This is a genomic window from Streptomyces sp. AA4 (assembly GCF_000158875.1).
In the GTDB taxonomy this organism is placed as follows: domain Bacteria; phylum Actinomycetota; class Actinomycetes; order Mycobacteriales; family Pseudonocardiaceae; genus Amycolatopsis.
This window is the reverse complement of record NZ_GG657746.1, coordinates 2,414,799-2,422,605: the sequence shown is the minus strand read 5'-3', so window position 1 is coordinate 2,422,605 and position 7,807 is coordinate 2,414,799. Positions and strand designations below refer to the sequence as shown.

Sequence of the window (7,807 nt, the reverse complement as noted above, 5' to 3'; positions counted from 1 at the left end):
CCGCCCGTCAGCACAATGAAACTTCGGGGTGCCCCACGCAACCAGGGGACGGCAACGTCGCCCGCCAGGGCGACGAGCCGAACCCCCACCCACGAACACCGGTTCCGCCCCCACGACAGAACCGATGCCCACCCTCATTTCGACGCCATCACCACCGCAGCCACAGTCGCCAACCCCCCAACCCCAGCAACCCCCACAACCAACCCGGAAATCGCCGCCACAGACGCGGCCACCCGAACCGCCACCCCAGCGATCCACCGCAACACCCGAATCACCGCCACCAGCACGACCAACGCAAGCACCAGCACCCCCGCAGACACGCCCTGCCCGCCGCCCTGCGCGACGGCCAGCACGGTGTTCACGACCGCACCTGTATCCGCGGTTCGCGCAGGTTCTCCCGCCCGAACTCGCGAATGTTCTCGTACGCGCGCTGCCGCATTTCCTCGCGCGCCCGCACCCGACGGCGTTCCGAACCCAGCTGCCACACCCAGCGCCAGCCGACGGCCGTCGCGACGACGGAACCGGCGAGGGTCACCAGGAAGGCCTGTCCGGCGAGGCCGTGGAGCGAGTCGAGGCTCAGCAGCACCAGCACCGCCCACACCTGTGCGACGGTGAACGGGACGACCAGAGCGGCCGCGTACACCCCCCGACGCCAGCGAACCGGCTGAGGAGCGGGAAGAAACGGTTCCATGACTGCCTCCCTCGGTGGTGTGTTTCCAGAAAACCCCGGCCGCGCCGGGAAATCTGTGTCAGCTGACACGTTCAGCGAGCAAGCCGCCGCAGTTCCGCGAGCCGGTGGATGGTCACCTGGCCGCGCGCGGTGCTGATCACCCCCTGGCGGCGGAGCTCCCGCGTCACCCTGGCCCACGATTCGCGCGAAATCGCCGCGGTCATCGCGAGTTCCGCTTGCGTGCCGGGTACCGCGACCTCGATGTCCGTGCCGCGCTTCACGCCGTGCTGCACCGCCAGCTGCATCAGCTGCGCGGCCACGCGGCGGGTGGTTGTCCCGCCGCCGAGATCGAGCCATTGCCGTCCGACGTCGCGCATCCGGTCGGCCAGCACTCGCACCAGCGCCCAGGAAATCGCCGCCTCGCGCCGGCACAGCGCGACGAACCGCGCGGCGGGCACGACCAGGACGTCCAGTTCGTCGAGCGCTTGCACCGTCGCCGACCTCCGTCCGCCGTCGATCACGGCCAGTTCGCCGATCACCTCGCCCGCGCCGCGGACGCCGACCACGACCTCGCGCCCGTCCGGCGTCGCGTTGGTGATCCGGACGTGGCCGGCCAGCAGGAGAAGCACCACCGAGGCCTGTTCGCCTTCGCGGCAGAGGACGTCCCCGCGCCGGTAGGCCTTGCGGACGGAAAGCTCTTCGAACTTCGCGCGGTCCGCGGCGCCCAGCGCCGGCCAGAACCCGATCGCTTCCACGGCGGTCCCCCCTCCTCGTCGTCGGCCGGACCGTTCAGGCGATCAGTCCCGCTCCCGGCCGGACGGCGTCGGTGGTGCGGACCCAGCCGCGCGTCCGCTGGCCGCCGACGCGCACGTGGAAGGCGTGGGCGAAAGAGCTGCGGTCGATCCCGGCGTAGCCGTGCCGGACGACCGAGCGGTGGATCGCGTTGGAGACGACCAGCGCGAGCGGTCCCGTGGAACCGCGGAGCCTGCGTCTCAGATCAGGGGCGTCGAGGAGCCGGCAGGCGATGTCGATGTCCTCGCCGTACGGTCCGTGCGCGTCGTAGTGCACCTCTCCGGCGTGCACCGAAACCCGCAGGCGGAAAGCCAGTTCGGGGTCCTGGTCGCCGTGCCGGGCGAGCAGTTCGGCCAGCGCCGGCACGACGCGGGCGAGCAGGACGGTCTTCGGCACCTCGTCGACCGGGCGGACCAGGCACAGCGCCCCGTCGCCCCGGTCCACGAACGGATCCCGGAACTCCTCCGTGATGCCCCCGGCCCGGAACGCCTCGTCGAGCAGGGCGAACAGGACCGAACGGAGCCCGGCCCGAGCCGGGTTCGTACGGGTGGTCGACCCTTCGATGTCGACGACCACGATGGCTCGGTGCACTGGCGCCGGTACTGCTGAGGTGTCCATGACCGCCCCCTTATTTCAGGAAGCTACTGAAATCTAGTAGACTTTCACAGCAGCTACTATAAGGCTGGACCCGGACTGAAACAACGGTGTCGCGCACACGACATCTGCGGTTCAACTGCGGGACCGGCCCCACCTGGGCAACCCCTGAATGCGCGCCGACACTCGACCCCGGCCCGTCCGGCTATCCCGGCCTCCCGGGTGTAGAATCCCCGCCATTCACGTCTGACTGAACTTCACTGAAGGGTCTGAAGTCGTGTCTCAGCCCAACCCCGCGCTCGCCGCTCGCCTGCGTACCCTGCGCAAGGAGAGCTGGTCCGACGTGGTGCTCACCCAGAAGCAGCTCGCCGAGGCCTTCGGCGTGAGCACCGGCCTGCTGTCGTCGTGGGAGAACGTGGCGAAACCGGTGACGCCCCCGCAGCCGCGGCTCGAGGCGTACGCGACCTTTTTCAGCACCCGCCGTTCGGTGCAGGGCCGCAAACTTCATCTCCTGGACCTCGAAGAGCTGACCGACGACGAGCACACCGTCCGCAAGGAACTGCTCGCGGAGCTGCAGGCGCTGCGCGGCGACCTCGACGACCCGCCCGCCCAGCCGGTCTTCGCCCCGTCGAGCCTGTGGCACTTCCCGCCGAACCAGGACATCGTGATCGTCTGCGCGCAGCTGCCGGAGAAGTACCGGATCGCCTACACCGACCCGGCCAGCCCGGACTACGTGAACCTCTACACCTACGCCGACCCGGACGCGCTGCTCGAGCTCTACGGCCACATCCGCGCGTGCAACCCGGCGAACGAGGTCACCTTCCGCACCACCGACCAGAACACGACGCTGTCGGCGGACGAGTACACCGCGCACCTGGTGCTGCTCGGCGGCGTCGACTGGAACCCGCAGACCCGCGCGCTGCTCGACCGGGTCGACGTGCCGGTCCGCCAGATCAGCCGCAAGGGCGACGAGGAACAGCGGGAGACCGGCTTCGAAGTGACCCGCCCCGACGGGACCACCGAACTGTTCAGCGCCAAACTGCGCGACGGCGCTCTGATCGAAGACGTCGCGCACTTCTACCACGGCGTCAGCCCGCTCAACCGCAAGCGCACTGTGACCGTGTGCAACGGAATGTACGGCCGCGGCACCCTCGGGGCCGTACGAGCGCTGACCGACCGCCGCTTCCGCGACCGCAACCAGGCCTACCTGGACCAGCGCTTCGCGGGCGCGGATTCCTTCAGCATCATCAGCCGGGTCCCGGTCTTCGACAACCAGGGGCTCACCCCGGACTGGACCCTGCCAGAAAACCGGCTGCACGAATGGCCAGAATCGAGCCACCCATGACCGCGACCGTCGCCGCGCCGGCGCAGCACACGACGCATCAGCGCCTGCTGCATCACGTCGCCGCCGATGACGCGCCGCAGGCCCAGCTGGACGCGATCGTCGTGCCCAACGGGCGCCCCGCCGCCTACCTCAAGGACGCGTTCCGCGCCGCCCGCGAACTCGACGCCACGCTTTTGCTGCTGTGCAGCAAGAACGCGCGCGCCACCGACGCGGTCCTCGCCGCGAAGCGCGAAGGGGTGCGCGTCCGCGCGATCGACACCGACGAGGCCGCCGGTCTCGGCGCCGTCCCGCCGTTCGAGGCGAACCAGCTGCTGCAGCGCCAGCGGAAGGCCCGCATGCTGCGCCGGGCCGACACGAGCTTCAAACGCAACCTGGGCGTGCTCGTCGCCGACCTCGCGGGCTGGCAGCGCATCCTCTTCCTCGACGACGACATCCACCTCTCGCGCCCCGGCGACCTGCGCGCGGCGGCGGGCCTGCTCGACGAGTACGCGGCGGTCGGCCTCGCCAACACCGGCATGCCGGACAACTCCGTGGTGTGCCACGCCTACCGCGAGTCCGGAGGAAAGCAGGACACGTTCGTCGGCGGCGGCGCGCTGGTCGTCGGGAAAGACGCGTACACCTCGTTCTTCCCGGACATCTACAACGAGGACTGGTTCTTTCTCCTCGGCGACACCGGCCTGCGCGCCACCGCGGTCACCGGGACCGCCTACCAGGGCGACTACGACCCCTATCGCGACACCGCGCGCGCCCGGTCCGAAGAGCTGGGCGACACGCTCGCCGAAGGCATTTATTGCTTGCTGGACAACGGTCTCAGCATCGCCGACGCGACCGTCGCGTACTGGAAGGGCTTCCTGGAAAGCCGCCGGGCGTTCATCCGCACGACGCTGCAGCAGGTCCGCGACGCACCGCACCTGACCGGCGCGCGCGAGGAACGGATGATCGCGGCGCTGAAGGCCGCGTGCGGACGCAGCCTGCTGATCGAGCCGGAATTGTGCGTCGAGTACCTGCGAGCCTGGCAGCAGGACCGGGAGACGTGGCAGACGCATCTCGAGTCGCTGCGCGCGCGGCACGATGCGGCGGACGACCCGGACGCCGCGTTCCGGACGCTCGGGATTTCGGAGATCGTGCACAAGTCCTGAAGGTTCAGCGTTCGCCGCACGTGCGGCTGGCCAGCGGCGCGGGACGGTCGTCCGGCAGGCTTTTGACGAGCACGTGGCAACGCTCGGCTTCAGTCACCGTGCGCCCGTCCGGCGACACCCGCTCCGCGTAGCAGACGACCGTGCCGTGGCCCCAGTCGTGGTAGCCGAGGCGGCGGTACAGCCGGGCGGCGCGGGTGTTGTCCGTGCGGACCGCGAGCGCGCCGAGCGCGTGCCCGTGGCCGACCAGGTAGTCCTCGGCCGCGCGCACGAGAGCCGCGCCGATGCCCCGGTTGCGCGCCTCCGGGGCCACTTCCAGGCGGTTCAGCAGCGGAACGCCCGGCAGATGCCCGCGGATCGGCGGTTCCTCGGCGTCCTCGAGCCAGAGGTACACGGACCCGACCGGCCGCGCGGAGCACCACGCGGCGAACAGGACGCCGAGGCCCTTCGCCTGCCGGGTGAGCCGGTCCTCGAAAAACCCCCGGTCGCCGAGGGTCTCCGCCAGCGCCGCGAGATCCGCCTGCTCAGCTGGCCGGATCGAGACGTCGCCCATCAACGCCGGCTCCTGTCCGCGGGACCGGGGCGCACGGGCGGGAGGCCCGGGCCGCGGTCCTGATCTTGGCTGCTGGGCCTCAAGACTAGGTGCGCGCCCGGCAGACGCGAAGACGGCGAACGCCGCAGCGCGCTCCGGCGAACGGAGCAACCGGCCGCCCGGCGTCCTCGCCGCCCTCCCCCGGTTTCCACGTCCCCAATACACCCCGGGACGAACCGGTTCAAACGGTGACCGGGCAGTAGTGCGGAAAGCCGTTTCGGCCGCGGGGCTGGGTGCGGGAATGCGCGGCGGAAGGGAGGGGATTTGGCGGATCCAGCGGTATGCGCGGGTTCGCGCGGCGGCGGATCCGGCCTCTTTCCGGTCGGATGAGCCTCGCCACTACCCCAGCCCGACCGGTTCCTGGCAGCGGGCCAGCCAGTCCTGCTCGCGGGCTTCACGGTTGCTGATCCGGCCTCTGTTCAGGTCGGATGAGCAGGGCCGAACGTGCCGTCGAATTCCGCCTAGATCAGGTCCAGCGGGTCCAGTTGCACCCGTACCGGCTCGACCGCTTTCCGGGCATCGCGGCGGGCCACCGCGTCGCGGACCACCGCCGCCAGGGCGCGGCCGTCCGGGCGGGCCACTCGTACTAGCGCCCGCTCGCGTTCCGCGTTGCCCTCGTCGTCGTAGTCGCCGAGCGGGACCGGGCCGAGCACCTCGCCGCTGTCCGGCAGCGGGAGGTCGTCCAGCACGCTCGCCACCGCGGCCGGGCTTCCCTCGACGCTCGCCATCCGCATCGCGGGCGGGAAACCCAGCTCCCGGCGCTGTTCCAGTTCCTGGCTCGCGTGCCAGCCCGGATCCCAGCGCACCAGCGCCTGCACGACCGCCAGCCCGGCTTCCGCGCCGACGATCACCCGGCCCCCGCTCGACGCCGGGCGCACCAGCGCTCCGGCGGCCATCCAGCGGCGGAGCGTTTCCTCCGCGGCCCGCAAATCCTGACGTCCGAGCAACGCCCAGCCGTCCAGCAGCAGCGCCGCTCCGTATCCGCCCTCGGCGACCGGCTCCGCACCCGGCGTGCACACCACCAAAGCCGGGCGGCCCGGGACGGTCGCCAGGACCTCGGCGGCGCCGGAGGTCCGGACCGGAACCCCGGGGAACGCCCGGCCCAGCTCTTCGGCAGTGCGTTTCGCGCCGACCACCACGGCCCGCAACCGGACGGAACCGCAAGCGGGGCAACGGAAAGCGGTCTCCGGGACGCCGCACCACCGGCAGGCGGGCGGACGCGGGGCACCGTCGGCCGAACCGCCGGGCAGGGCGAGCGGACCGGCGCAGCGACGGCAATGGGCGGGCGTCCGGCATTGGCCGCAGGACAATCCGGGGACGTAACCGCGGCGCGGAACCTGGACCAAAGCCGGTAATCCAGCGGCGAAAGCCTGGCGCGCGGCCTCGAAAGCGACCGCCGGAAGCCGGGCGACCCGCGCTGCTTCGTCACGGGCAATGTCGAAGTCTTCGCCCACCGGAGTCACGCGCGGGGCCGCGGCGCGGAGTTCGGTGCGATCGGCCTGGATCTGTTGCGCCCAGCCGGATTCCACGAGCAGCTGAGCCTCGGCGGTCCGGGCGAATCCGCCGACCAGGAAGGCGGATTTCGTGGCGTGCGCCCGATCCATCAGCACATCCCGCACGTGCGGATACGGGGCATGCGGATCCAGGTGCAGATCGTCGCCGTCGTCCCAGACGACGAACAGACCGGGATCGGCGACGGGCGCGAACATCGCCGCGCGAGTGCCGACGACGACGCGGACCGCGCCGCGCAGCACGGAAAGCCAGCGCCGGTACCGTTCGGCCGGGCCCAAACCGGCGATCAGCGCGGCGACGCCCTGCTCCCCCACCAACTCGATGCACGCCTCGTGCACCCTGGTCAGGTCTCGGTGGTCCGGGACTACCAGGACCGCGCCCCGGCCTTGAGCCGCCGCGGTCGCGGCCGCTTCGGCGAGGCGGCGGGGCCAGTCTTCGCCGGGGAGGGCTTGCCAGACGGCGTTCGCTTGCCGGGATTCGGCGATCGCTTCCAGGAAAGCCTCGCCGCGCTGGTAGCGGGACCAGGCGGAGACGTCCGGGGCTTCTGGCGCGGGGGCCGGTTCTGCGGGTGGTTCGGCTTCTACCTTCGCGTGCCGTGGGGGCAGGGCCAGGCGCAGGACGTCGGAGAGGGTTCCGGCGTAGCGGTCGGCTACCGAGCGGCAGACGGCGTGCAGCGACGGCGGGAGGACGGGTTCGCTCGAGGTGACCCGTTCCAGGTAGGCGAGTTTGCGCTCGTAGTCCGTCGTGTCGGTGCGTTCGATGAGGTAGCCGTCGACGAGCTGACCGGCGAAGCGGACTCGGACTCGGCAGCCCGGGACCGCGGATTCGTGCAGTTTTTCCGGGACTTGGTAGTCGAAGGTGCGGTCCAGGTGGGCCAGGGGGATGTCTACGGCGATCGTCGCTACCGGGAGTTCCGGGGCTGGGGTTTGCTGGCCTTTGCGGGAGCGGGTCGGTGTGCGGGGGGTCTTTCTCGCCGGGGTGGCCTTCGGCTCCGGGGCGGAGCGCGGAGGCTCCGGGAGGTCCCATAGGGGGGTGGGTTCGGAGCTGGTCACTTGGAGATCTCTACCAGACGGCGGCGACAGGTCTGTCGGCGATGGGAGGTTCCGGTTTTGCTGGGGCCCGGTGGTGGCGTGGGGCACCCCGAAGTTTGATTGTGCTGACGGTTC

8 protein-coding genes are annotated in these 7,807 nt (G+C 71.1%); 2 read left to right on the top strand and 6 right to left on the bottom strand.

What is annotated here, in order from left to right; all coding sequences use genetic code 11:
• Nucleotides 1–134: 134 nt before the first annotated feature.
• The 4 genes from SSMG_RS11385 to SSMG_RS11370 all read right to left on the bottom strand — a co-directional run bounded on the left by SSMG_RS11385 (nucleotide 135) and on the right by SSMG_RS11370 (nucleotide 2,080).
• Nucleotides 135–362 carry a hypothetical protein gene (locus SSMG_RS11385; protein ID WP_009075834.1) on the bottom strand — a complete coding sequence of 76 codons (228 nt, stop codon included), beginning with the start codon at nucleotides 360–362 and terminating at the stop codon, nucleotides 135–137.
• Nucleotides 359–691 carry a hypothetical protein gene (locus tag SSMG_RS11380; RefSeq protein WP_050788149.1) on the bottom strand — a complete coding sequence of 111 codons (333 nt, stop codon included), beginning with the start codon at nucleotides 689–691 and terminating at the stop codon, nucleotides 359–361. Before SSMG_RS11380 ends, SSMG_RS11385 begins: the two co-directional genes overlap by 4 nt.
• Before the next feature lie 71 nt (nucleotides 692–762).
• Entirely contained in the window at nucleotides 763–1,425 is a 663-nt protein-coding gene (locus SSMG_RS11375) for a Crp/Fnr family transcriptional regulator (RefSeq protein WP_009075831.1), read from the bottom strand.
• Between the two features lie 34 nt (nucleotides 1,426–1,459).
• Entirely contained in the window at nucleotides 1,460–2,080 is a 621-nt protein-coding gene (locus SSMG_RS11370) for a hypothetical protein (protein WP_009075829.1), read from the bottom strand.
• 253 nt (nucleotides 2,081–2,333) lie between these two features.
• On the opposite strand from SSMG_RS11370, the gene SSMG_RS11365 reads away from it, so the two are divergent.
• Both SSMG_RS11365 and SSMG_RS11360 read left to right on the top strand, forming a co-directional pair.
• On the top strand, nucleotides 2,334–3,401 hold the full coding sequence (locus tag SSMG_RS11365; RefSeq protein ID WP_037713343.1) for a helix-turn-helix domain-containing protein: 1,068 nt from the start codon (nucleotides 2,334–2,336) through the stop codon (nucleotides 3,399–3,401).
• Nucleotides 3,398–4,540 carry a hypothetical protein gene (locus tag SSMG_RS11360; RefSeq protein ID WP_050788148.1) on the top strand — a complete coding sequence of 381 codons (1,143 nt, stop codon included), beginning with the start codon at nucleotides 3,398–3,400 and terminating at the stop codon, nucleotides 4,538–4,540. The genes SSMG_RS11365 and SSMG_RS11360 overlap by 4 nt, the downstream gene beginning before the upstream one ends.
• 4 nt (nucleotides 4,541–4,544) lie before the next feature.
• On the opposite strand, the gene SSMG_RS11355 is transcribed toward SSMG_RS11360, so the two are convergent.
• Entirely contained in the window at nucleotides 4,545–5,090 is a 546-nt protein-coding gene (locus SSMG_RS11355) for a GNAT family N-acetyltransferase (RefSeq protein ID WP_009075826.1), read from the bottom strand.
• Between the two features lie 500 nt (nucleotides 5,091–5,590).
• A complete protein-coding gene (locus tag SSMG_RS11350) occupies nucleotides 5,591–7,693 on the bottom strand; it encodes a primosomal protein N' (protein WP_009075824.1) in 2,103 nt (700 codons plus the stop codon).
• Between the last annotated feature and the right edge of the window lie 114 nt (nucleotides 7,694–7,807).

Excerpts from the sequence above, each read along its gene's own strand:
- SSMG_RS11380 (WP_050788149.1), bottom strand. The coding sequence starts at position 691 with ATGGAACCGTTTCTTCCCGCTCCTCAGCCGGTTCGCTGGCGTCGGGGG.
- SSMG_RS11370 (WP_009075829.1), bottom strand. The coding sequence starts at position 2,080 with ATGGACACCTCAGCAGTACCGGCGCCAGTGCACCGAGCCATCGTGGTC.
- SSMG_RS11360 (WP_050788148.1), top strand. The coding sequence starts at position 3,398 with ATGACCGCGACCGTCGCCGCGCCGGCGCAGCACACGACGCATCAGCGC.
- SSMG_RS11355 (WP_009075826.1), bottom strand. The coding sequence starts at position 5,090 with ATGGGCGACGTCTCGATCCGGCCAGCTGAGCAGGCGGATCTCGCGGCG.